The sequence below is a fragment of the Streptomyces bikiniensis genome (assembly GCF_000716625.1).
GTDB classification, from domain to species: Bacteria; Actinomycetota; Actinomycetes; order Streptomycetales; family Streptomycetaceae; genus Streptomyces; species Streptomyces bikiniensis.
Genome location: NZ_JNXJ01000006.1, coordinates 226982 through 248318, shown reverse-complemented (window position 1 = coordinate 248318; position 21337 = coordinate 226982). Strand labels below are relative to the sequence as shown.

17 protein-coding genes and 1 pseudogene are annotated in these 21337 nt (G+C 73.0%); 12 read left to right on the top strand and 6 right to left on the bottom strand.

All coding sequences use genetic code 11. The features are described from left to right. Positions 1-67: 67 nt before the first annotated feature. Genes OO47_RS06470 through OO47_RS06460 form a run of 3 tightly spaced genes read right to left on the bottom strand, consistent with a single transcriptional unit; the run spans position 68 to position 1623 of the window. The gene (locus tag OO47_RS06470; protein WP_158708637.1) at positions 68-748 is read right to left on the bottom strand and encodes a hypothetical protein; all 681 of its coding nucleotides are present in this window, start codon (positions 746-748) and stop codon (positions 68-70) included. 4 nt (positions 749-752) lie between these two features. Next, entirely contained in the window at positions 753-1088 is a 336-nt protein-coding gene (locus OO47_RS36785) for a hypothetical protein (protein ID WP_051715245.1), read from the bottom strand. Positions 1089-1134: 46 nt separating this feature from the next. Continuing rightward, entirely contained in the window at positions 1135-1623 is a 489-nt protein-coding gene (locus OO47_RS06460) for a MarR family winged helix-turn-helix transcriptional regulator (protein WP_030206468.1), read from the bottom strand. A gap of 163 nt (positions 1624-1786) precedes the next feature. Here OO47_RS06460 and OO47_RS06455 point away from each other — a divergent pair, with 163 nt between their 5' ends. From OO47_RS06455 to OO47_RS06415, 9 genes are all read left to right on the top strand, one after another. Continuing rightward, the gene (locus tag OO47_RS06455) at positions 1787-2413 is read left to right on the top strand and encodes a nitroreductase family protein (RefSeq protein WP_234323096.1); all 627 of its coding nucleotides are present in this window, start codon (positions 1787-1789) and stop codon (positions 2411-2413) included. Between the two features lie 73 nt (positions 2414-2486). Continuing rightward, complete coding sequence (locus OO47_RS06450; protein WP_030206462.1) at positions 2487-3170, top strand: phosphoribosylanthranilate isomerase; 684 nt, start codon at positions 2487-2489, stop codon at positions 3168-3170. Positions 3171-3746: 576 nt separating this feature from the next. Beyond that, on the top strand, positions 3747-4394 hold the full coding sequence (gene upp / locus OO47_RS06445) for a uracil phosphoribosyltransferase (protein WP_030206460.1): 648 nt from the start codon (positions 3747-3749) through the stop codon (positions 4392-4394). Further along, positions 4391-5299: an EamA family transporter gene (locus OO47_RS06440; RefSeq protein ID WP_030206457.1), complete on the top strand. Its 909-nt coding sequence runs from the start codon at positions 4391-4393 to the stop codon at positions 5297-5299. Before upp ends, OO47_RS06440 begins: the two co-directional genes overlap by 4 nt. 31 nt (positions 5300-5330) lie before the next feature. Continuing rightward, positions 5331-9179, top strand: coding sequence for a non-ribosomal peptide synthetase (locus tag OO47_RS06435; RefSeq protein WP_030206453.1), 3849 nt, complete (start codon positions 5331-5333; stop codon positions 9177-9179). A gap of 80 nt (positions 9180-9259) precedes the next feature. Next, entirely contained in the window at positions 9260-9514 is a 255-nt protein-coding gene (locus tag OO47_RS06430; protein ID WP_030206450.1) for a tautomerase family protein, read from the top strand. Then, positions 9511-10443: a pseudouridine-5'-phosphate glycosidase gene (locus OO47_RS06425; RefSeq protein WP_030206447.1), complete on the top strand. Its 933-nt coding sequence runs from the start codon at positions 9511-9513 to the stop codon at positions 10441-10443. Before OO47_RS06430 ends, OO47_RS06425 begins: the two co-directional genes overlap by 4 nt. A 40-nt stretch (positions 10444-10483) precedes the next feature. Next, positions 10484-11554, top strand: a complete 1071-nt coding sequence (locus OO47_RS06420) for an alkene reductase (protein WP_030206445.1) — start codon at positions 10484-10486, stop codon at positions 11552-11554. After that, positions 11551-12552, top strand: coding sequence for a ribose-phosphate diphosphokinase (locus tag OO47_RS06415; protein WP_051715242.1), 1002 nt, complete (start codon positions 11551-11553; stop codon positions 12550-12552). The genes OO47_RS06420 and OO47_RS06415 overlap by 4 nt, the downstream gene beginning before the upstream one ends. A gap of 147 nt (positions 12553-12699) precedes the next feature. On the opposite strand, the pseudogene metG reads toward OO47_RS06415, so the two are convergent. Then, a pseudogene (gene metG, locus OO47_RS06410) lies at positions 12700-14315 on the bottom strand (methionine--tRNA ligase). Between the two features lie 89 nt (positions 14316-14404). Between metG and OO47_RS06405 the strand changes: the two are divergent. Beyond that, positions 14405-15058 (top strand): response regulator transcription factor, encoded by a 654-nt coding sequence (locus tag OO47_RS06405; RefSeq protein WP_030206437.1) that lies wholly within the window; start codon positions 14405-14407, stop codon positions 15056-15058. After that, positions 15055-16143 carry an ATP-binding protein gene (locus tag OO47_RS06400; RefSeq protein WP_030206432.1) on the top strand — a complete coding sequence of 363 codons (1089 nt, stop codon included), beginning with the start codon at positions 15055-15057 and terminating at the stop codon, positions 16141-16143. The genes OO47_RS06405 and OO47_RS06400 overlap by 4 nt, the downstream gene beginning before the upstream one ends. Positions 16144-16146: 3 nt before the next feature. On the opposite strand, the gene OO47_RS37655 is transcribed toward OO47_RS06400, so the two are convergent. Further along, the gene (locus OO47_RS37655; protein ID WP_063831881.1) at positions 16147-17973 is read right to left on the bottom strand and encodes a VWA domain-containing protein; all 1827 of its coding nucleotides are present in this window, start codon (positions 17971-17973) and stop codon (positions 16147-16149) included. A gap of 259 nt (positions 17974-18232) precedes the next feature. On the opposite strand from OO47_RS37655, the gene OO47_RS06390 reads away from it, so the two are divergent. Beyond that, positions 18233-20284, top strand: coding sequence for a PhoX family protein (locus tag OO47_RS06390; RefSeq protein WP_030206426.1), 2052 nt, complete (start codon positions 18233-18235; stop codon positions 20282-20284). Positions 20285-20309: 25 nt separating this feature from the next. On the opposite strand, the gene OO47_RS06385 is transcribed toward OO47_RS06390, so the two are convergent. Then, positions 20310-21335: a hypothetical protein gene (locus OO47_RS06385; protein ID WP_030206421.1), complete on the bottom strand. Its 1026-nt coding sequence runs from the start codon at positions 21333-21335 to the stop codon at positions 20310-20312. Positions 21336-21337: the final 2 nt, after the last annotated feature.

Sequence of the window (21337 nt, the reverse complement as noted above, 5' to 3'; positions counted from 1 at the left end):
CGAGCTTGCCCGGCGTACGGGCACGTGCCCTTCCCTCTGGTCTGCACGGCCCCCGCCGCGACCGTCCTCATCCTCGTGCGAGGGCCTTCACCGCCGTGAGGAGTTCCGTGTCCGACAGGTCGCCCGGCTCCCGCAGGGACGGGTCGTGGGTGTAGTCCTCCAGGAGCACGAAGACCCCGTCGAAGAGGTCGGACAGGGGGGATCGGAGACGTTCGCCGTTTGCCCGTGAGGCCCTGCGGGCCGGGTGCCAGGCCAGGGCGAAGGCCGGTGCCGTGATCCTTCCGGACGTGAAGTCGGCCAGGAGGCGGAGTTGTCGTGCTGCCGCGCTGTCCGGAGCGACGGCGGACGGGGCGGACCAGGCGCGGTGCCCGGGTGGGTGGGCCGTCGCCACCGTGGTCAGGGCGGGGTCCGGGTGCCTGCGGGCGTGGCGGGCGAAGCGGGCGCGGGCCTCGTCCGTGCCCTCGGCCACCGCCGCCGCCATGAACCGCGCCGTCCCGCCGATCAGGGCGTACCCCGGGGCCGGGAAGCGGACGACCCCCTGTCCGTCCGGTGTGCGGAGGACGCAGGGCGGGTGGATGTCCTCGGGGGGCGGCGGGGTGAGCGGGAGCCTCGACGGGGGCGTTCCCTCCGGCTCGTACAGCAGCTCGGTCGCTCCGACCGCCCTGCAACCCGCCGTCAGGCGCAGCCACAGGGACGGGTTCAGGCGGGGGCCGGCCGGGATCGGGGCCACAAGAGCATCTGCGTCCACGGCGTCAGGAGAGCAGCAACTCGTCCCTGACCGCCACCCGTGGGAAGACCTCGATCCGCAGGGTGCCCGTCGTCGTGCCCGTCGCGAAGTCCACGGACAGGGCCGTCCTGCCCGGTGCCTCCACGATCCGGAGGTGCGTCGCGCCCTCCCGGTGGAGGTCGAGGCCGTCCCGGCGCAGGCGGACCGATCCGCCCAGGGGACTGAAGTCCAGGCGCAGCGGCTCCCCCGTGACCTCCGTGAGGTCCAGTTCCAGGACGCCCTCCTCGGTCTCCACCGGCTCGACGCCCAGCGACTCCGTGAAGGCGCGCGGTTCGGGGGTCACGAACGGTTCCCGTGGCACGTCCGCTCCTCTCCGGCGATGGCGGCCGTGGCCGCGGTGGCGCCGGTCAGTGGGTGTCCCCGAGGGAGATCAGCAGGGTGCGCAGCATGCGGGTGAACTCCTCGCGGTCGGTCTCGTCCAGGGCCGAGAGGAGCTTCCGCTGGTTCCGGACGTGGCCCTCCACGGTGACGTCGACGAGTTCCCGTCCCGCCTCGGTGAGCGTGACGTGGAGGCTGCGGCGGTCGCCGGGCACCGACTCGCGGGCGACGAGTCCGCGTGTGACCAGGCGGTCGACGCGGTTGGTGAGCGCGGCCGAGCTGATCATGACGCTGTCGGCCAGCGACTTGGCCGTCAGGGGCCTGCCGCTGCGGCGCAGGGTGGCGAGCACGTCGAACTCCCACGTCTCCAGGCCGTGGTGCGCGAAGTAGTCCTTCAGATGCGTGTTGACCAGCCGCGACAGCCGCAGGATGCGGCCGACGGCACCCATCGCGTCCAGGTCCAGGTCGGTGCGCTGGACAGCCCACTGGTCGAGGAAGTCGTCCACGGCGTCACGCATCTGTCCACCTCCTCTTCACGAATCGGTCGATGTTAGTTAGAGACCAAATTGTTTGACATGAGTGTAGTTCACGCCATAGTTTCTCGATGCCGGACAGTTTGATGTCGAAGCAAGGGGGAGAGGGGCAGTGCTCGTGCAGCCGACGGAGACCGATCGTGCAACGGTGTCCCGGGTCATCCGTGCGCGCCGCAGCATCCGCCACTACCGGCCCGATCCGGTACCCCTGGCACTGGTGCACGAACTGGTCGACCTCGCGATGGAGGCGCCCTCCAGCTACAACCTGCAGGCCCGCTCGGTCGTGATCGTCTCCGGCGAGGAGGGGCGCAGGGCGCTCACCGAGGCCACCGGCGGGCAGCCGCACCCTCAGGAGGCGCCCGTGACGCTGGTCTTCGTGGCCGAGTCCGGAGCCTGGCGCGAGAACCTCGACGAGGTCCGCGCGACGGCGTCCCGGCTCGGCGCCTGGACCGAGGAGTTCGACGCGGGCCTGCCCGAGTCGGTGCGCCTCTTCCACGAGGACCTGCGCGACCGGGGCCTGGCGCGGGAGTACGCGGTCAAGGACGCCATGATCGCCGCCTCCTTCCTGATGATCGCCGCCGAGGCCGCGGGCCTCGCCACCAGCCCGATGAACGGCTGGGACGAGGACCTGGTCAAGAAGGCCATCGGGATCGAGGGCCGCGACGACCTGCACATCGCCCTGCTCGTACCGCTCGGCCACCCGGCCGAGACCCGACGCCATCCCGGGCGCCGCGATCCGTCGCTGACCCGGTTCGGCGAGACGTACGGCCGCTGAGGCCACGTCGCACCACCGCCCGCATCCGTGGGGGACGGGCGTAGAAACCGCATCAATCAGGGGGACGGTCCACGTGACCACTGTCAACAAGCTCGTTCAGGTCGCCGGCGTCATCGACGCGGCGGAAGCCGACATGATCATCGGCGAGGGCGCCGACTGGCTCGGATTCGCCCTCCGGCTGCCGTCCGGCAAGGACGACATAGCCGAGCAGGACGCCGCCAACATCATCAAGGGGCTCCAGAGCCCGCACGCGGGCGTCCTCATCAGCTACCTCACCGACGCGACCGAGGTCAGCGAGTTCTGCACCGAGCTCGGCGTCATCGCGGTGCAGCTGCACGGCGACGTGGAGACGGAGCAGCTCCGGCTCCTGAAGGAGCTGCGGCCCGACCTGTTCGTCCTCAAGTCGCTGGTCGTCAAGGAGGACAACGCCGAGGAGCTGCTGCGCCTCGTCGACGAGACGCACCCCTTCGTCGACATGTACATCACCGACACGTTCGACCCGAAGACCGGTGCCAAGGGCGCCACCGGCCTCACCCACGACTGGAACGTCTCCGCCGAGCTCGTCCGCCGCTCGCCCAAGCCGCTGATGATGGCCGGCGGTCTCAACCCGGAGAACGTGTACGACGCGATCGTCGCCGTGAAGCCGGCCGCCGTGGACGCGCACACCGGTCTGGAGGGCCCCGACGGGCGCAAGGACCGCGCCAAGGTCGCCACGTTCGTCGCCGAGGCGCGCCGCGCCTTCGACGCGATCGGCTGACCGAAGGTCCCGTCGCAGGACCGCTGCGGGTTCGTCGCAGGACCGCCGTAGGTCTGTCGTAGGGCCGTCGCAGGTCCGTCACAGGCCCCGTCGGAGGCGCCACCGGAGCCGCCCTCCCGGGCCGGTCCGGCACGCCGCGCGCCCGCCGCGTGCCGCCGACTCCTCCGTACGCCGACTCCTCCGTACGCCCACCCGTTCCCGCCCCGCCCCCGCGTCCGCGCGGGGGTGCCCCGGCGCGTCGCCGTCCTCCCCCGTCGGCCCGGCACCCCGGCACCGACACCGGGGTCACCGACCCCTGCCCCGGGCCGGACGGCGCCGGTCCCGCCGGGCGGCGCCGGTCCCGCCCGCCGGGCCCGGATCCGCCCGGCGTCCCGGCCCCGCGCCGCATCCCGGCCGCGGCGGCCCGGACGCCCCGGACGTCCCGGATGCCCGAACACCCCGGACGTCCGGGCATCCGGGACGCCCGGACACCCCGGACGCCCGGACACCCGGGCCCCGGAGGACCGCCGACCGCCACCCTCCCGTACCGCGTTCCCCTCGACCTCGAAGGAACCAGCCGTGACCACGGGCCACCCTGTGCACCTGCTGCCGCAGACCGACCAGCTCCGCGCCATCCACACGATCATCCGGGACCGGCACTGCAGCCGCGAGGACTTCGTCTTCTACTCGCGGCGCGTCATCCGCCTGCTCCTCGAAGCCGGCCTGGACCTCCTGCCGTTCACCAAGAAGGACGTCACCACCCCGGTCGGCGCCACCTACCACGGACTCGCCTTCACCACGAAGATCTGCGCGGTGCCCGTCATCCGGGCCGGCGAGGCGATGGAGAGCGAACTGCGGGACATCCACCCCGGCATCCGCATCGGCAAGATCCTCATCCAGCGGGACAAGCAGACCAAGCTCCCGCACCTGTACTACAAGCACCTGCCCGCCGACATCGCCCAGCGGCACGTCCTGCTCCTCGAACCGATGCTGGCCACCGGCGGATCGGCGCTCGCCGCGATCGACGTCCTCCTGGACGCCGGCGTGCGCGAGGAGAACATCGTGCTGACCACCTTCATCTCCTCGCCCGAGGGCCTGGACCGCGTCGCCACCGAGCGGCCGCGCGTGAAGGTCGTCACCAGCGCCGTCGAGGAACGCCTCAACGAGCACGCGTTCATGATCCCGGGCATCGGCGACTTCGGCGACCGCTTCTTCGGCACCACCGACTCCGGAGCCACCGCGTGAGCGGCCAGAAGATCGCCCGTACCTCCGCGCTCACCGCGCTCGCCCCCGCCGTCTGGGGCTCCACCTACCTGATCACCACCGAGTTCCTGCCGCCCGACCGCCCGCTGCTGGCCTCCACGGTGCGCGCCCTGCCCGCCGGGCTCATCCTGCTGCTGATCACGCGGACGCTGCCCCGGGGCGGCTGGTGGTGGCGGGCCGTGGTCCTCGGCGTCCTGAACATCGGCGCGTTCTTCTACTTCCTGTTCCTCGCCGCGTACCACCTGCCCGGCGGGGTCGCCGCCCTGGTCATGTCCGTGCAGCCGATGATCGTGCTGCTGCTCGGCGCCCTGCTCCTGCAGGACCGCATCCGGCCGATCCACGTCGGCTCCTGCCTCCTCGCCGCCGCGGGCGTGGCCCTCCTCGTGCTGCAACCGCACGCCGGCCTGGACGCCGTCGGCGTCGTCGCCGGACTCCTCGGCGCCCTGTGCATGGCCTCCGGCATCGTGCTCACCAAGAAGTGGGGGCGCCCCGACGGCGTCAGCCTGCTGACCTTCACGGGCTGGCAGCTCACCGTCGGCGGCCTGGTCCTGCTGCCGATCACCCTGGTCGGCGAGGACATGCCGGACCACCTCACCTGGGGCAACGTCGGCGGCTTCCTCTACCTCAGCGTCATCGGCGCGCTCCTCGCCTACGTCCTGTGGTTCCGCGGACTGTCCAAACTCCCCGCGCTCGCGGCCTCGTTCCTGTCGTTCGCCTCGCCGCTGTGCGCCACCGTCCTCGGCTACCTCTTCCTCGACCAGAGCCTGCGCCCGCTCCAGCTCCTCGGCGCCGCGGCCGTCGTCGCGGCCGTCGTCCTCGCCCAGCCGCGCAACCGGAGCGAGAAGCCCGAACCGGCCCCGCCCGTACGCGCGACCAGCCGGATCTGAGCACCACTCACGTCATCAGGGGGATCACCGCATGAACACCCGTGCGCCGATAACCGGCGTGCACCGCAAGCACACCTCGCTGCACAGCCTGCTCGCCCAGCAGGTCCGGCTGTGCCCCGACGACATCGCCGTCACCACCGCGGACGGCGACCTCACCTTCCGCGGGCTGCAGACCGAGTCCGACCGGCTCGGCGCCCACCTGACCGCCCTGGGGGTCACCCCCGACACGTGCGTCGGCCTCTACACCGAGCCCTCCGCCGACCTGATGACCGGCGCGTGGGGCATCCTCGGGGCGGGCGCCGCCTACCTCCCGCTCTCCCCGGACTACCCGGAAGCACGCCTGAGGTACATGGTCGAGAACGCGGGCGTCCGCGTGATCGTCACCCAGCCGCACCTGCGCGAGCGCGTACGGCGCCTCGCCCCGGCCGGCACCACCGTCGTCACCCGGCAGGACGCCGAGGCCGCGGAGGCCCCGGGCACGCCCCTCGCCGCGCCCCCGCGCCCCGAGACGCACGCCGACGACCTCGCGTACGTCATCTACACCTCGGGCAGCACCGGCAACCCCAAGGGCGTGATGATCGAACAGCGCAGCGTCGTCTCCCAGTTACGCTGGCTGGCCAACTGCGGACACCTCGGGCCGGGCGTCTCGATCCTGCAGAAGACGCCGATGAGCTTCGACGCCGCCCAGTGGGAGATCCTCGCCCCGGCCGTCGGCGCCCGCGTCGTGATGGGCGTCCCGGGCATCTTCCGGGACCCGCAGGCGATCATCGGCATGATCCGCGAGCACCAGGTGACCGCGCTCCAGGCCGTGCCCACCCTGTTCCAAGCCCTCCTGGACACCCAGGAGTTCGAGACGTGCACCTCGCTGACCCGGCTCTTCTCCGGCGGCGAGGCCCTCACCCGCAAGCTCGCCGCCGACCTGTGCGCGGCCCTGCCGGACGTGTCCCTGGTCAACCTGTACGGGCCGACCGAGACCACCATCAACGCCACCTCGCACTGGGTGGACCCGGAGACCCTGGACGCCGCGCCGTCCGGCATCCTGCCCATCGGCGTACCGGCCGACAACGTCACCTGCTACATCCTCGACGACAACATGCAGCCGGTCGACATCGGCGAGAGCGGTGAGCTGTTCCTCGGCGGGGTCCAGGTCGCCCGCGGCTACATCGGCCTCCCCGAGGCGACCGCCCAGCGCTTCCTGCCCTCCCCGTTCAACCCGACGGAGCGGCTGTACCGCAGCGGCGACCTGTGCCAGTGGAACCCGGACGGCTCGATCCAGTTCACCGGACGCACCGACAACCAGGTCAAGCTGCGCGGCTACCGCGTCGAACTGGAGGAGGTGGCGTCCCGCGTCGAGGAGCACACCTGGGTGCGCCGCGCCGCCGCAGTGGTCACCGACAACCCCCGCACCGGCGGCAAGGACCTCCTCGCGGCCGTCGAGCTCAACGAGCGCACCGCCGCCGTGATGGACCAGGGCCGGGACGACGCCGGCCACCACCAGTCCAAGGCGTCCAAGCTCCAGGTGAAGGCCCAGCTCGCCAACCCGGGCCTGCGCACCCCCGCCGAGCTGGCGGGACGCCCGGCCGTCCCGCTGCCCGGCCGCGAGGCCACCGCCGAGCAGCGCCGGGAGGCGTTCGCCCGCAAGACCTACCGGTTCTACGAGGGCGGGCGGGTCACCGCCGACGACCTCCTCGGCCTGCTCGCCCGGCGCCCCCGCCGCGCCGCCGAACCGCGGCCGCTCACCGAGCTGACCCTGGACGGACTCGGCCGCATCCTGCGCCGGTTCGGCCCGTTCCACAGCGAGGAGCGACTGCTCCCCAAGTACGCGTACGCCTCGCCCGGCGCCCTCTACGCGACCCAGCTGTACGTCGAGGCGCACGACCTGTGCGGACTGTCCGGCGTCTACTACCACCATCCCGTCGACCACACCCTGGTCCGGATCGGCGACGCGTCCGCGGACCTGGCGGGGCCGACCCTGAAGGTGCACTTCCTGGGCCGCCGGCAGGCCATCGAGCCCGTCTACAAGAACAACATCGCGGAGGTCCTGGAGTTCGAGGCCGGCCACATGGTCGGCGTCTTCGAGGAGGTGCTGCCCCCGTACGGTCTGACCATCGACCCGGCCGGGCTCGACCCCGCCTTCCGGGACCGGCTCGACGGCGCCGAGGACGACCTCTACCTGGGGGCCTTCGCGATCACCGAGGAGCACGGCCGCGCCCGCCCCGACGAGGTCGACCTCCTCGTCCAGACGCACGCGGACCGGGTGGAGGGGCTGCCCGAGGGGCTCTACCTGCACCGGGACGGCGCGCTCCGGCGGCTCGGCACGGACGTGGTGGAGCGCCGCCACGTCATCGCCATCAACCAGGAGGTGTACGACCGGGCCTCCTTCGGCATCAGCGCGGTCTCCCGCAGCACCGACGACTGGCGGCACTACATCGTGCTCGGCACGCTGCTGCACCGCCTCCAGCGCGCCCCGGGCCTGGGCTTCATGTCCTCCGGCTACTCGTCCAAGAGCGGCAACCCGCTGCCCGCCGCCCGGCGCCTCGACGACCTGCTGGCCGCCGCCGGGCTGCCGGACGCCCCCGCCTCGTACTTCTTCGTCGGCGGGCGGATCAGCGAGGAGCAGGCCGCCCACCAGGGCATGAACGAGGACGCCGTGCACACCCGGGGTCCGGCGGAGATGATCCGCGACGACCTGGCGCGGTTCCTGCCGGACTACATGATCCCCGCCCGCGTCGTGGTGGTGAACGAACTGCCGCTGACCGCCAACGGGAAGATCGACGCCAAGGCCACCGCGGCGCTCCCGGAGGTCGTCGCGAACCGGGCCGCGGCCGAGTACGTCGCCCCGGCCACGGCCACCGAGCGGTGGCTGGCCGCCGAGTGGGGCCGGATGCTGAAGTACGAGGACGTCTCCACCCAGGACGAGTTCTTCGCCTCGGGCGGCAACTCCCTGCACGCCGTCGCCCTGGTCAACAAGCTCAGACGGGAGTTCGGGATCGACCTGCCGCTCCAGGTCCTCTTCGAGACCCCGAAGCTGGCGGACCTGGCCGCCCGCGTCGACACCGGCTCCGGCGGCAGCGGCTCGCGCCTGGTGCCGCTGCACACCGGCGGCAGCGGCAGCCCCGTCTTCTGCTGGCCCGGCCTGGGCGGCTACCCGATGAACCTGCGGCTGCTCGCGCGGGACGTGGAACTGGGCCGGCCCGTCACCGGCGTCCAGGCGTACGGCATCAACCCCGGCGAGACGCCGTACGCCTCCATCAGGGACATGGCCATGGCCGACGTGGCGGAGATCCGCCGCGTCCAGCCCTCCGGCCCGTACACCCTGTGGGGCTACTCCTTCGGCGCGCGGGTGGCCTTCGAGGCGGCCTGGCAGCTGGAGCAGGCCGGCGCGGAGGTCGAGCGCCTGCTGCTCATCTGCCCCGGCAACCCGAAGGTGCGCGAGCAGGACGGACACCGGTGGGGCCGGGAGGCGTCCTTCGCCAACCCGGCGTACACCACCATCCTGTGCTCGGTGTTCATGGGCACCGCCCACGGACCCGTGATCGAGGACTGCCTGCGGCGCGTGACCGACGAGGAATCCTTCGTGGCGTTCGTCCACGACCGGCTGCCCGCCCTCGACACGGGGACGATCCGCCGCATCACCCGGATCGTCGCCGAGACCTACGAGTTCGAGTACAGCTTCGGCGAACTCAGGGAGCGCCGGATCGAGGCGCCGGTGACCATCTTCAAGGCGCGCGGCGACGACTACTCCTTCCTGGAGTCCAGCTCCGGCTACTCGGCCGAGCCGCCGGTCGTCGTCGACCTCGCGGGCGACCACTACGACGTGCTCAAGGAGCACGGGGTGGGCGAACTCGTCGCCGGCATCCGGCGCACCACCCGCAGCTAGCAGACCCCCTGGTCCCGGGGCGGGGCGCCCCGCCCCGGGACCAGGGCCCGTACCGGACGAACCGGAGAAGGAGCGCGGCCGTGCCGCACGTGAACATCAAGCACTTCCCCCGCGGCTTCACCGAGGCCGAACGGGCCGACCTGGTCGAGCGGTTGACCGCCGAGGTCACCCGGATCTTCCGGGTGGAGCCCGGCGCGGTCTCGATCGCCGTGGAGCCCGTCGAGCCGTCCCGCTGGACCGAGGCCGTGCACGTACCGGAGATCGAGGCGAAGTCCTCCCTGCTGTGGAAGCAGCCGAACTACTCCCAGCCCCTCCCCGCAGAAGGAGACCGATGAGCAGCCGCATCCCGATCGTCTACTCCGACGAGGTCCGCCAGGCCCTGGACGAGGGCCGGCCGGTCGTCGCCCTGGAGTCCAACGTCATCACGCACGGCCTGAAGTACCCGCACAACGCCGAGACGGCCCACCGGGTCGAGGCCGCCGTCCGCAAGGGCGGCTCCGTGCCCGCGACCATCTGCATCGAGGACGGCGCCGTCCGGGTCGGCATGACCGAGCGGGACATCGAGCGGTTCGCCTCCGAGTCAGGCATCCCCAAGGTCTCCAGCCGCGACCTGCCCGTGGTCCTGGCCCGGGGCGGGCGCGGCGCGACCACCGTCGCCTCCTCGCTGGTGGCCGCCGAGCTGGCCGGCATCCCGTTCTTCTCCTCCGCCGGGCTCGGCGGGGTGCACCGGGGCGCCGAGACCACGATGGACGTCTCCTCCGACCTGATCCAGCTCACCCGCTCCAAGGTCGCCGTCGTCTGCGCGGGCGCCAAGATGATCCTCGACCTGAAGCTCACCATGGAGTACCTGGAGACGCAGTGCGTCCCGGTGATCGCGCACGGCTCCGACGACTTCCCCGCGTTCTACTGCGCCTCCAGCGGCGTCCGCGCCCCGCACCGCGTGGACGACGAGGACCTGCTGGCCCGGATCGTGGACCTCCACTGGGCCACCGGCCACCCCGGCGGCGTGGTCGTCACCACCCCGCCCCGGGACGAGGACGCCGTCGACTCCGACGAGGCCGAGGCCGCCATCCGCGACGCGCTCGTCCAGGCCGAGCGGGACGGCGTCACCGGCCAGGGCCTGACCAAGTACCTGATGCACGCGGTCGACCGGGCCACCGGCGGCCGCACCGCGCAGGCCAACATGGCCGTCCTGATCTCCACCGCGGAGGTCGGCGGCCGGCTCGCCGCCGCCCACGCCCGCCACCGGGCCGAGCAGTCCTGACCACCCCCACCACGCTCCCCGTCACGACCAAAGGAAGACGATGACCTCGCTGTTCGACTCCGCCACCTTCGGCAAGATCCCGCTCGCCAACCGGCTCGTGATGGCGCCCATGACCCGCAACCGGGCCAAGCCGTGCGGCGGCGCCACCGAGCTGATGGCCGAGTACTACGCCCAGCGCGCCTCCGCCGGCCTCATCATCACCGAGGGCACCCAGCCCTCCCAGGTCGGGCAGGGCTTCCTGAACACCCCCGGCCTGCACCACCCGGAGCAGGTGCGCGCCTGGCGCACGGTCACCGACGCCGTCCACGAGAAGGGCGGCCGGATCGTCGTCCAGCTGATGCACTCGGGCCGCATCGGCCACCCGTCGCTCTACGACAGCGCCCACCGGTCCGTCGCCCCCTCGGCGATCGCCGCCGCCGGGCAGTGCTTCACCCCGGACGGCATGCAGGACTACCCGGTCCCGCACGAGCTGACGACGGACGAGATCGCCGCCACCGTACGGGACTTCGCGGACGCCGCCCGCAACGCCGTGGAGGCCGGGTTCGACGGGGTCCAGGTCCACGCCGGCAACGGCTTCCTGCTGCACCAGTTCCTCGCCGGGAACACCAACCACCGCACCGACGCCTACGGCGGCTCGCTCGCGAACCGCATCCGGTTCACCGTCGAGGTCACCGAGGCGGTCGCCGCGGCCATCGGCAACGAGCGCACCAGCGTGCGCCTCTCGCCCGGCAACCCCTACAACGACATCGTGGAGGGCGACACCGACGCCCTGTACGCGGCGCTGGTGCCGGCCCTGCCCGAGCTGGCCTTCCTGGAGGTCTGCGAGATCGTGACGCGTCCGGTCACCCGGGCCGTCCGCGAGCTGTGGCGGGGCAACCTGGTGGTGAACCCGCACGCCGCGCCGGACGCCTTCCCGGCCTCGGTCGAGGCGGCCCAGGAGATCCTGGACGAGGGCCTGGCCGACGCCGTCTCGCTCGGCGCCCTGTTCCTGGCCAACCCGGACCTGCCCGCCCGCGTCCGGGCCGGCGGCCCCTTCACGGCGCCCGACGAGACGACGTACTACGGCGGTGACCACCGCGGCTACACCGACTACCCGGTCCTCGGCCGGTGAGCGGGTCCGTCCGCACCTCCCGCCCCGCCCGCCCCGCGGCCCGGGACGAGCGCCAGCTGCTGCTGTTCTCCGGGCGCGCGCACCCCGCGCTCGCCGAGCGGATCGCCGCGGAGCTGGGCACCACCTTGGTGCCCACCACCGCCCGGGACTTCGCCAACGGGGAGATCTACGTCCGCTTCGAGGAGTCGGTGCGCGGCGCGGACTGCTTCGTCGTGCAGTCCCACACGGCGCCGATCAACACGTGGATCATGGAGCAGCTGATCATGATCGACGCGCTGAAGCGGGCCTCCGCCCGGAGCGTCACCGTCGTGGCGCCGTTCTACGGCTACTCGCGCCAGGACAAGAAGCACAAGGGCCGCGAGCCGATCTCGGCCAAGCTCCTCGCGGACCTGCTGGCCGCGGCGGGCGCGGACCGGGTCATGGCGATCGACCTGCACACCGACCAGATCGTCGGCTTCTTCGACGGCCCGGTGGACCACCTCTTCGCGCTGCCCACGCTGGCCGACCACATCGCCGGTCTGGGCCACCGCGAGCGGCTGACCGTGGTGTCCCCGGACGCGGGCCGGGTGCGGGTCGCCGACCGCTGGTGCGACCGGCTGGGCGCGCCCCTGGCGATCGTCCACAAGAAGCGGGACAAGGACGTCGCCCACCAGGTCAGCGTCCACGAGGTGGTCGGGGACGTCGCGGGCCGGGTGTGCGTCCTGGTGGACGACATGGTCGACACGGCGGGCACGATCTGCGCGGCGGCGGACGCGCTGTACGCGAACGGCGCCGAGGACGTCATCGTGGCGGCCACGCACGGCATCCTGTCCGGGCCGGCCGTGGACCGGCTGAAGAACTCGCGGGTCAGCCGGTTCGTGTTCACCGACACGCTGCCGACGGCGGCGGCGACGGACCTGGACAAGGTCGAGGTGCTGTCCGTGGCGCCGCTGATCGCCCACGCGATCCGGGAGATCTTCGAGAACGGCTCCGTGACGAGCCTCCTCGACGAGCTCTGACGGGGGCCGCGGCCGCGGCTGCGGTCCGGCCTCCCGGTCCGGCCGTCCGGTCGGGCCCTCCGGTCCGGCCTCCCGGTCCTCCCGGTACGGCGAAGGCCGCCACCCCCGCGTACGGGGGCGGCGGCCTTCGCCGTGTCGCGCGGGCCGTCAGTCCTTCTTCGGCTCCTCCAGACGCGGGAACAGCACCGCGCCCTTCGTCACCGTCGCTCCGGCCGGGAGCTGCCCCCACGCGGCCGCGTCCTGGACCGGCTGGTCGGCCAGGGCGCCCAGCGACGCCCCGGCGCCCAGGGAGTCCCAGAGCGCCTGCGAGGTCTCCGGCATGACCGGGTTCAGCAGGACCGCGACCGCGCGCAGGGACTCGGCGGCCGTGTAGAGGATCGTCGCGAGGCGGGCGCGGCCCTCCTCCGACTCGTCCTTCGCGACCTTCCACGGCTCCTGCTCCGTGATGTAGCCGTTGACCTGCTTCACGAAGTCGAAGATCGCCAGGATGCCGGCCTGGAAGTCCAGCTCCTCGCCGATCTTCGCGTCGGCGACGGCCACGGCCTTCGCCAGGCCCTCGTGCACGGCCTTCTCCGCGTCGCCGTCGGCCGCCGACGCGGGCAGCTCGCCGCCGAAGTACTTGCCGACCATCGCGGCCACGCGCGAGGCGAGGTTGCCGTAGTCGTTCGCCAGCTCGCTGGTGTAGCGGGCGGTGAAGTCCTCCCACGAGAACGAGCCGTCCTGGCCGAACGCGATCGCCCGCAGGAAGTACCAGCGGTAGGCGTCCACGCCGAAGTGCGAGGTCAGGTCCTGCGGCTTGATGCCGGTCAGGTTCGACTTCGACATCTTCTCGCCGCCGACCATCAGCCAGCCGTTGGCCGCCACCCGGCCCGGGACCGGCAGGCCCTGCGCCATCAGCATCGCCGGCCAGATCACCGCGTGGAACCGCAGGATGTCCTTGCCGATCAGGTGCACGTCCGCCGGGAACGTCTCCTCGAACTTCGCCGGGTTCTCGTTGTATCCGACGGCCGTCGCGTAGTTCAGGAGCGCGTCGATCCACACGTAGATGACGTGCTTCTCGTCCCACGGCACCGGGATGCCCCAGTCGAACGTCGAGCGCGAGATGGAGAGGTCGTCCAGGCCCTGCTTGACGAAGTTCACGACCTCGTTGCGGGCCGACTCCGGCTGGATGAAGCCCGGGTTCGCCTCGTAGAACTCCAGGAGCTTCGGGCCGTACGCGCTCAGCTTGAAGAAGTAGTTCTCCTCCTTGAGGATCTCCACCGGCCTCTTGTGGACGGGGCACAGCTTGGTGCCGTCCTCCGCCTCGACGAGGTCGCCGGGGAGCTTGAACTCCTCGCAGCCCACGCAGTACGGGCCCTCGTACCCGCCCTTGTAGATCTCGTCCTTGTCGTACAGGTCCTGCACGAACTCCTGGACGCGGTCGGTGTGACGCTTCTGGGTGGTGCGGATGAAGTCGTCGTTCGCGATGTTCAGGTGCTCCCAGAGGGGCTTCCACGCCTCTTCCACGAGCTTGTCGCACCAGGCCTGCGGCGTGACGTCGTTCGCCTCGGCCGTGCGCATGATCTTCTGACCGTGCTCGTCCGTGCCGGTGAGGTACCACACCTTCTCGCCGCGCTGACGGTGCCAGCGCGTGAGCACGTCGCCTGCGACGGTCGTGTAGGCGTGGCCCAGGTGAGGAGCGTCGTTGACGTAGTAAATGGGGGTCGATACGTAGAAACTCTTCACGCCTTCGCCCCCTGCTTCTCGGATCCAGTGGCCGCCATGGTCGAAATCCTAACGGCCCGCCGAAGATCCACTCACATCCCTGAACCCCGGGGGAGGGGCGGCGGCGCGGCCCGGAGAGGATGGGGGCATGCGCGTACTGGTAGCGGAGGACGAGCGGGTCCTCGCCGGGCTCGTCGCCACCGGCCTTCGGCGGGCCGGATTCGCCGTCGACGCCGTCCACGACGGCGAGGACGCCCTGGAGCGGCTGGCCCTGCACGCGTACGACGTGCTCGTCCTCGACCGCGACCTGCCCCGGGTCCACGGCGACGAGGTCGCCCGCCGGCTCGTCGCCGGCGGCTCCCGCACCCGCATCCTGATGCTGACCGCCGCCACGGCCGTCGAGGACCGGGTCGAAGGGCTCGACCTCGGCGCCGACGACTACCTCGGCAAGCCCTTCGAGTTCCCCGAGCTGGTCTCCCGCGTCCGCGCCCTGCGCCGCCGTTCCGCCCGGCCCCTGCCGCCGCTCCTCGAACGGGGCGGGCTGCGGATGGACACCGTCCGGCGGACCGCCGTCCGCGACGGGCGCGACCTCGGCCTCTCCCCGAAGGAGTTCTCCGTCCTCCAGATCCTCCTGGAGGCCGACGGCGCCGCCGTCTCCGCCGAGGAACTGCTCGAACGCGCCTGGGACGCCCACGCCGACCCCTTCACCGGGGCGGTGCGCGTCTGCATGAGCAAGCTGCGGGCCAAGCTGGGGGAGCCGGGGCCGATCCGGACCGTGCAGGGCGTGGGGTACGTGCTGTGAGCCCTTCCGGTACCGGATACCTCGGGGCCGGATCGACCATCCGGACCCGGATCGCCCTCGTGTACGGAGGGGTCTTCCTGGTCCTCGGCGCGCTGCTGCTGCTCGTGGTGAACCTGCTGGTCAGGGCCGGTACGGACGGGGAGAAGGAGGCGATCGTGGCGCGGGCCGGCGAGGTCGCCGTGGTCGAGGCGTACCGGATCGGGGACGACGTCGGCCGGGCCGCGAACGAGCAGATGCTGATGTGGTCCTGCCTGGCCCTGCTCGTCATCGCCTGCGGCGCCGTCGTCGTGGGCTGGTGGACGGCGGGGCGCGTGCTGCGGCCCGTCCACGAGATGACCGCCCGCGCGCGGCGCCTCTCCGAGCGGGACCTGGGCGGGCGGCTCGCGGTGCGCGGGCCCGACGACGAGCTGAAGGAGCTGGGCGACACGATCGACGCGCTGCTCGGACGCCTGGAGACCGCCTTCGACAGCCAGCGGCGGTTCGTCGCCAACGCCTCCCACGAGCTGCGCACCCCGCTCGCCACCCAGCGCGCGGCCCTCCAGGTCGGCCTGGACGAGGACTGCGAGGTCCGGCAGGTCCTCCTCGACACCAACCGGCAGAGCGAACGCCTCCTCGACGGCCTGCTCCTCCTCGCCCGCGGCGAGCGCGGGCTCGCGGAGCGCGAGGACGTGCCCTTCGCCGAGGTCGTCGCGGAGGAGTACGAGGACGCGGCCGTCGCGGAGAGCGGTGTCGTACGGGGGAGCCGGGTGCTGCTCCGGCAGCTCGTACGGAACCTCGTGGCGAACGCGGTCGCCCACAACGTGCCCGGGGGCACCGTGGACGTGCGGGTCGACGGGGGCGTCCTGACCGTCGTCAACACCGGGCCCGTCGTCCCCCCGGACGAGGTCGAAAGCCTCTTCGAGCCCTTCCGGCGGGGCGCCGGACGCGACCGGACGGGGCCCGGCGCCGGGCTCGGCCTCTCCATCGTCCGGTCGATCGCCGCCGCCCACGGCGGGACCGCGACGGCGGTGGCGCGGGGCGCCGGGGAGGGCGGCGGGCTCGTGGTGACGGTGACCCTGCCGGCCACCGTCACCCGCCGCTCGTAGGGCTTACAGCTCCAGGCCTTCGAGCAGACCCCGGTAGAAGGCGGCGTGCGCCGTGCCGGCCGGGGTCGCGCCCGGGAAGTACGCGGCGGTACGGGGCGCGCCGAGCTTCCTGAGGTAGTCGAAGGCCTTGTTGTCCTCCTCGCCCCAGGCCACGAACCGCCAGTGCAGCGGGCGGTCCGCCGCTCCGGCGAGCGCCTGCGTGGCGGCCGTCTTCGCGTCCGGCGCGCCGTCCGTCTGGAAGACGACCAGGGCCGGGCGGGCGGGGTCGGTCTTCTCGTGGTGGGCGAGGACCTCCTCCACGGCGCGGTGGTAGTGGGTGCGGCCCAGGCGGCCGAGGCCCGCGTTGATCTCCTCGATGCCGGTGGGGGAGAGCGTGGCGGGGGTCAGCTCGGCGGTGCCGTCGACGTCCGTGGAGAAGAACACGGCCGTGACGGCGGCGTTCTCGTCGAGGTGCGCCGCGAGCGCCACCGTCTGCTCGGCGAGCCGCTGCACGGAGCCGTCCTTGAAGTACCCGCGCATCGAGCCGGACCGGTCGACGACCAGGTACACGGCGGCCCGCGCCCCGGTGAGCCCCTGCTTCTTCAGCACGGCCCCGGCGGCCTTGTACGCGTCCGCGAGGTGCGGGGCGACGGCCTTGACCCCGGCGAGGGAGAGCGCGGGACCGGCGGCCGCCGGGGCGACGCCGTCGGAGGCCGCGACCCCTTCGGGAACCTCGGGCTCCAGGACGGTGATCACGGGGGTCTCGGGGGTGGGGACGGGGGCGGTCGCCTCCGGTTCGGGGGCGGCGGCGGGGGCCTCGGGCCCGGCCTGCGGGGTGGCGGCGGCGGGCCCGGTTTCCGGGGCAGCGGCAGCGACGGGCGCGGGCTCCTGCACGGAGGCGGCTTCGGCCTGCGGCGCAAGGGCGGCGCCGGCCTCCGGGGCGGTGGCCTCGGGCTCGGCCGCCTCCGGGGCGGGGGCGGTTTCGGCCTCGGGCGCGGTGGCCTCGGGCGCGGGCTCCTGTGCGGGCGCGGGCTCGGCCTCCGGGGCGGTGGCCTCGGCGGTCGCCGGCTCCGCCGGGGTGTCGTCGTCGGCCGGGGTCCCCTCGACCCGGGTCTCCGGCTCGGCCCCGGCGGCCACGGGGGCGTCCGCCCGGGGCTCGTCGGTACCGACCGCGGCCCGCTCCTCCGGAGCGGCCTCGGTGGTGGCGGTCGCCTCCGGCTCCGCGGGAGCGTCCGCGTCGACCTCGGTGGTGGCCGGGGCCTCCGGCCCGGTCTCCGGAGCGTCCTCCGCGACCGGCGCCTTCTCGGCGGTTCCGGGCTCCGGTGCCGCCGGGACGTCGCAGGTCTTCGGTCCGGTGCGGTCCTCGGGGTAGGAGATCTCGACGGCCTCGACCTCCGGGGCCGGTCCGGTCCCGTCGGTCCGCTCCTCCGGCAGGGAGACCTCCACGGAGGCGGCGGACGCGGCCGCCGCGTCCCGCTCCGCCGCCTCGGCCGCGGCCGAGAGGACGGGGGGCTCCTCCACGACGACCGGCTCGGGCTCGGGCTCCGGCTCCGGCTCCTGCTCCTCCACGACGACCGGTTCCGGTTCCGCCTTCCGGGCCTTCGGGACCTGCGGGTTGTCGAAGGACGCCGCCACCAGGTCGTCCGCCGCCCGGCGGGCCTCCTCCTCCGGAGCATGCGGAGCATCCGGAGCCGCCGTAGCCCCCGGAGCCTCGGCGGCCTCCTGAGGGGTCACCGGCTCCACCGAAGCCACCGGCTCCGCCGTCTCACGCGACTGGGGCGGGACGGAGGTTGCCGGGGAGTCCTCGCGGTCCCGGCCGAACACCTTGCGCAGCATGCTCCGAATACCCATGGGCGAACCCTTTCGCATGAGTGGGGGTGCAGTGTGAATGTCCGTACTGGGCGTTTCGGGACTTTCATCCCTGGCCAGGGCGGATACGTAAGGTTAGCGGCCACTTCCCGCCACCTCCGTGCCCCGGTCGCCCCCGGTCGTCCCGCATTCATGCGCCGTTCATTCCCCGGCCGCCCCCGTGCAGGGACCCGCACCTAGCGTCACCGCCGAAGACATCCCGACGCCATGTCGGCGCAGTGCTGCGCCGGAGGAGGACGAAGTGCGCAAACTGCTGCCGCTCCTGAGCACGAACCCGCACGGAGGCGGCCGTTCCGCTCTCACCTGCCGCTACCGCTGCGGCGACGCCTGCTTCCACGAGGTGCCCAACACCAGCGACAACGAGTACGCCGGCGACCTCATAGCCGGTGTCCTCTCCCGCCGTTCCGCCCTGCGCGCCGCCGCCGTGGTCACCGTCGCCTCCGCCGTCGGCGGCGCCGCCGTGCTCGGCGAGGCCCCGGAGGCCGTCGCCCACGGCGGTCACGGACACCAGCCCGGCAGGGCCGACGGCGCCCGCGGCCTCCGCTTCGCCCCCGTCGCGCCCAACACCGCCGACAAGGTCACCGTCCCCTCCGGCTACTCCCAGAACGTGGTCATCCGCTGGGGCGAGCCCATCCTGCGCGGCGCCCCGGCCTTCCATGCCGAGAAGCAGACCGCGAAGGCCCAGGCCGGCCAGTTCGGCTACAACAACGACTTCCTCTCCCTGCTGCCGCTGCCCGGGGAGCGCGGCCGCCAGGTCCTCGTCGCCAACCACGAGTACACCGACGAAGTCCTGATGTTCCGCGGCTACGACCCCGAGAACCCGACCCGCGAGCAGGTCGAGATCGCCTGGGCCGCGCACGGCCTGTCCGTCGTCGTGGTCGAGGAGGAGCGCCGTACGGGCAGGCTGACGCCGGTCACCCGCCACCACCTCAACCGGCGCCTGCACACCACCAGCGAGTTCCGGGTCACCGGCCCCGCCGCGGGCAGCGACCTGCTGAAGACCTCCGCCGACCCGACCGGCCGCACGGTCCTCGGCACGCTCAACAACTGCGCCGGCGGCACCACCCCGTGGGGCACCACCCTCCACGGCGAGGAGAACTTCAACCAGTACTTCGCCCACGGCTCCAGCGCCACCGACAAGCGCTACGGCGTCGGCTCCGGCGCCACCGAGCGCAAGTGGGAGCGGTTCGACCGGCGCTTCGACCTCGAGCAGGAGCCCAACGAGGTCCACCGCTTCGGCTGGGTGGTCGAGCTCGACCCGTACGACCCCGACTCCACGCCCCGCAAGCGCACCGCCCTCGGCCGCTTCAAGCACGAGGCCGCGCAGCCCCGCCTCACCGCCGACGGGCGCCCGGTCGTCTACATGGGCGACGACGAGCGCTTCGACTACTTCTACAAGTTCGTCTCCTCGAAGCGGATGAAGAAGGGGAGCTCGCGGGCCGCCCGCGAGCACAACCTCACCCTCCTCGACGAGGGCACGCTGTACGTCGCCAAGCTGACCGGCGACTCCCCGGCCACCGAGGTCGACGGCACCGGCAAGCTCCCGAACGACGGCGAGTTCGACGGCTCCGGCGTGTGGATCCCGCTCGCCACCGGGAACGTCTCGCACGTCCCCGGCATGACCGCCGAGGAGGTGTACGTCTTCACCCGTCTCGCCGGCGACAAGGTCGGGGCCACGAGGATGGACCGCCCCGAGGACGTCGAGCCCAGCCCCCGCACCGGCCGCGTGTACGTCGCGCTCACCAACAACACCGACCGCGGCAAGGCCGGTAAGGCGGGCGCGGACGAGGCCAACCCGCGCAACCTCAACAAGCACGGGCAGGTCCTGGAGCTGGCCGAGCACTGGGACGACCCGGCCTCGGACGGCTTCGCCTGGCGCCTCTTCCTCGTCGCGGGCGACCCGAACGACCCGGCGACCTACTTCGCCGGCTTCCCCAAGGAGAAGGTCTCCCCGATCTCCTGCCCGGACAACGTCGCCTTCGACCCGCACGGCAACCTGTGGATCTCCACCGACGGCGCCCAGCTCGGCTCGCACGACGGCCTGTTCGGCGTCGCCGTGCAGGGCGAGCGGCGCGGTGAGCTGAAGCAGTTCCTGACCGTGCCGAAGGGCGCCGAGACCTGCGGCCCGGTCATCCAGGACCGGCGCGTGCTCGTCGCCGTGCAGCACCCGGGTGAGATCGACGGGGCGTCCGTCGAGAAGCCCGCGTCCACCTGGCCCGACGGTCCCGGGAAGATCGTCCGTCCCTCCGTCGTCGCCGTCTGGCGCACGGACGGGCGCGACATCGGCGTCTGACCGGAGCCGTACGGCGGAACCGGTCTCAGCCCCGGGCCTGGGGGCACTCCGCCCCCAGGCCCTCCACGAACCGGGTGAACTGCTCCTCCGGGTCCCCGGTGTACGCCCACGGCACCCACGCCGCCCGCCGCCCCAGCATCCCCAGCAGCTCCCGCGCGATGTCCACCTGGCCCGCGTAACAGGCCGCGTGCGCGAGGAAGTTGAGGTCGCCGACCTCCTCGGGGGCCACCGGGAGCGCCGGGTCCCGGCCGCCGATCCAGCGGGCGTGCGTGCGGCGCAGCTCGGTCACCGCCAGCTCGTGCTTCCAGTGCTGGTCGAAACCGCGCACCGGGCCCCGGCCCAGGGCCCCGTCCGCGATGTAGCGGTACTCCTCGACCCGGGCCACCTGCACCAGGACCGGCAGCGGGGAGCCGGGCGGCGCCACGCCCGCCGCGTCGCGGGCGAAGTCGTACATGCTGCCGTGCGTGCCGTGCCACCGCGCCGACCAGTACCGCAGCACCTGGATGTGCCCCTCGGTGCTGTACGGGTCGCGGCGCCGCAACTCGTCGAACCAGTGGCGCAGTTCGCGGCGCGGCACCCCGCCCTCGTACAGCCTGGCCACCGACAGGAGCGACACCCACGGCATCGGGTCGGCGGGCGCCGCCTCGGCCGCGCCCCGGCAGGCGTCCACGGCCGCGTCGATCCGGCCCCGGTCGACGGCGGCGCCCCGGCCGGCCGCGATGGCCGCGTCGAAGACCCGCACCACCTCGGTCGCGGCCCGCAGCACGGCCGCGTCCGGGTTGCCGGGCTCGGCGCCCCGCCAGGTCTCGACGGTGGAGCTGCCGGCGGCGGCGTGCGAGAGGAGCCGGATGCGGTGGGTGCGGCGCGCCCAGTCGTCCCCGGTGGCGGCGAGCAGGTCCCGTACGCCCTGCCAGCGGCCGATGACGATGTCGTGGCGCGCCTCGGTCAGCGCCCGGTCCCCGAAGTCCGGGTCGAAGTCGGGCACGAAGCGCTCCGGACGCGAGGGACGTGCGGGGCGCGAGGAGCGCGAGGAGCGGCGGCGTACGGCCATCA

Bases quoted from the DNA above. Each gene is read 5' to 3' on its own strand.
- OO47_RS06460 (WP_030206468.1), bottom strand. From the start codon at position 1,623: ATGCGTGACGCCGTGGACGACTTCCTCGACCAGTGGGCTGTCCAGCGC.
- OO47_RS06435 (WP_030206453.1), top strand. From the start codon at position 5,331: ATGAACACCCGTGCGCCGATAACCGGCGTGCACCGCAAGCACACCTCG.
- OO47_RS06425 (WP_030206447.1), top strand. From the start codon at position 9,511: ATGAGCAGCCGCATCCCGATCGTCTACTCCGACGAGGTCCGCCAGGCC.
- OO47_RS06420 (WP_030206445.1), top strand. From the start codon at position 10,484: ATGACCTCGCTGTTCGACTCCGCCACCTTCGGCAAGATCCCGCTCGCC.
- OO47_RS06405 (WP_030206437.1), top strand. From the start codon at position 14,405: ATGCGCGTACTGGTAGCGGAGGACGAGCGGGTCCTCGCCGGGCTCGTC.
- OO47_RS37655 (WP_063831881.1), bottom strand. From the start codon at position 17,973: ATGGGTATTCGGAGCATGCTGCGCAAGGTGTTCGGCCGGGACCGCGAG.
- OO47_RS06385 (WP_030206421.1), bottom strand. From the start codon at position 21,335: ATGGCCGTACGCCGCCGCTCCTCGCGCTCCTCGCGCCCCGCACGTCCC.